A 1,796-nucleotide genomic window follows, 5' to 3' on the forward strand; every position below is an offset into this window, starting at 1 on the left:
ACGCGTCCGCCGCCGCCCGCTGCCCCAAGTGCACGAGCCACTCCGGAAGGTCTTGGATCCCTGGGCCACCACTCGCGCCGTAACGATAGGGCCGCCAGTTGCGGCCCAGCATCACGGACCGCACGGACATCCGCCCGCCCCCGGGCATGACCTGGCGGCGCATGGGGGATTCCCTGACCCACACGCGGCACTGGGTCACCAGCTGGGCCTGCTGTTCGGGGTCCAGCCAGTCGGGGAGGTGCACCGCGCCGGGCGCCGGTTCCCGGCGTTCGCGCGGTACGGAGAACAGTTCATTGACCTCGAACTCGGCCATGGCCCCACCGTACGCAGCACCTCCGACATGGTTAAATGGCTGTGCCGCGGCCGGTGACCCCCACTGCTACTGTCGTGCCATGGTTGGACAGCAGCGTGCATTGATTGTCAGCACAGGACGTGATCGGGGGGCCCTGACGGGGGCGCGTGCACTCGGACGCGTGGGTTGGCACGTGGGGATCGGCACGCCCATCGGCGGCGGAATGCCCGGATCCTCTCGGGAGAGTTCCGCGCATCATTTCGTGCCCAAGCCCCGCGGTGATGATTCAGCGTTCCTGCGCGGAGTTCAGACCGCCGTTGACGAGGGTTCCTACGACATCGTTTTCGGCGGCGGAGACGACTGGATGGCAGCGCTGTCCGCGTACAAGAATCGGATCCCCGCGGTCGTGGCGCATCCGGACAAGCGTGCCGTGGACTCCGGTTTGGACAAAGTGGTCCTGGCAGAGACCGCTGAGGCAGTCGGATTGGCCGCTCCCTACACGGTTTCGGCTACCCCGGAGGAACTCTCGGCCTGGCACGGTCCCGTGGTGGTGAAGTGCCGTGCTCACTGGTCCCAGGGCCAGACCCGCCCCCACCGCATTGACGCCCGCCTCTTCCCCGACACTTCCTCCGCGCGGACCCAGGTGGATCGGATCCTCGCTGCCGGCGCCCAGCCCATCCTGCAGCGCCCCGTCAACGGCGGCTTGAGCGCGCTCATCGGCATTTTTCACGAGGGCCGCCTGCGCGCCCGCGTCCAGCAGGTCAGCCCGCGACTGTTCCCCACGCCTTACGGTGCCTCTTCTCGCGCGGTCACGGTGCCCGTGGACGAGGACCTGGTCGCCCGTTCTGAGAAGCTGCTGGGCAATCTCGGCTGGTCCGGGCTGGTGGAGCTCCAATTCCTCGCCGGCGACGACGGTACTGCCCACCTCACCGACCTCAACGGTCGCTTCTACGGTTCCATGGCGCTGGCCGAAAAGGCGCGCCCCGGCCTGGTGGACGCGTGGGCCCGCACGGAACTCGGCGAAGCGTTCCCCGAGCTCTCCGACGGTCGCGCGGGGGTGCGGTATTCCTGGTTCGCCGGAGACCTGCGTCGGGCGGTCCGCGAGCGCCGCGGCGGGTTCGCGAGCGACCTGCTCGATAGTCTGCGCTGGGGTCTGCGCGCCCGGCACAGTGTGTGGGATCCTCGTGACCCCGCGCCCGCCGGTTACTTGGTGACGCAGCGGTTGCAGAGTTTGGCGCCGGGTAAGATCTAACGCCGACGACGCCGCATGGCACCGATCATCTCGGTCACCACTGTGCGCTCGGGGGCCCGCATGAGCGCCAGGCCCGCAAAATACACGGCGAAGGCTCCCGCCGCGACCGTGCCCAGGACCACGACCGCCGGCTGGTCCACCACGAAGGTCTTCAGCGCCAACGCACCCACGATGGCGAGAATGGCCAGGAAGGCCGCTCGGAGCAGTAACCCTCCGAACAGGCGCGGAACAAGGCCATCATGCCGGTGGTAC

The 1,796-nt window shown here is 68.6% G+C and carries 1 protein-coding gene and 2 pseudogenes; 1 reads left to right on the top strand and 2 read right to left on the bottom strand.

From position 1 onward, the window contains the following. Positions 1 to 313: pseudogene (locus tag Q4E95_RS13455) on the bottom strand (alpha-ketoglutarate-dependent dioxygenase AlkB); the annotation flags it as partial. Positions 314 to 392: 79 nt separating this feature from the next. Here Q4E95_RS13455 and Q4E95_RS13460 point away from each other — a divergent pair. After that, positions 393 to 1,544: a hypothetical protein gene (locus tag Q4E95_RS13460; protein ID WP_303383782.1), complete on the top strand. Its 1,152-nt coding sequence runs from the start codon at positions 393 to 395 to the stop codon at positions 1,542 to 1,544. On the opposite strand, the pseudogene Q4E95_RS13465 reads toward Q4E95_RS13460, so the two are convergent. Next, positions 1,541 to 1,796, bottom strand: a pseudogene (locus tag Q4E95_RS13465) (murein biosynthesis integral membrane protein MurJ); the annotation flags it as partial. The gene Q4E95_RS13460 and the pseudogene Q4E95_RS13465 overlap by 4 nt on opposite strands.

Origin of the sequence: Kocuria sp., assembly GCF_030536815.1 — a bacterium.
Lineage (GTDB): Bacteria > Actinomycetota > Actinomycetes > Actinomycetales > Micrococcaceae > Kocuria > Kocuria gwangalliensis.

Excerpts from the sequence above, each read along its gene's own strand:
- Q4E95_RS13460 (WP_303383782.1), top strand. The coding sequence starts at position 393 with ATGGTTGGACAGCAGCGTGCATTGATTGTCAGCACAGGACGTGATCGG.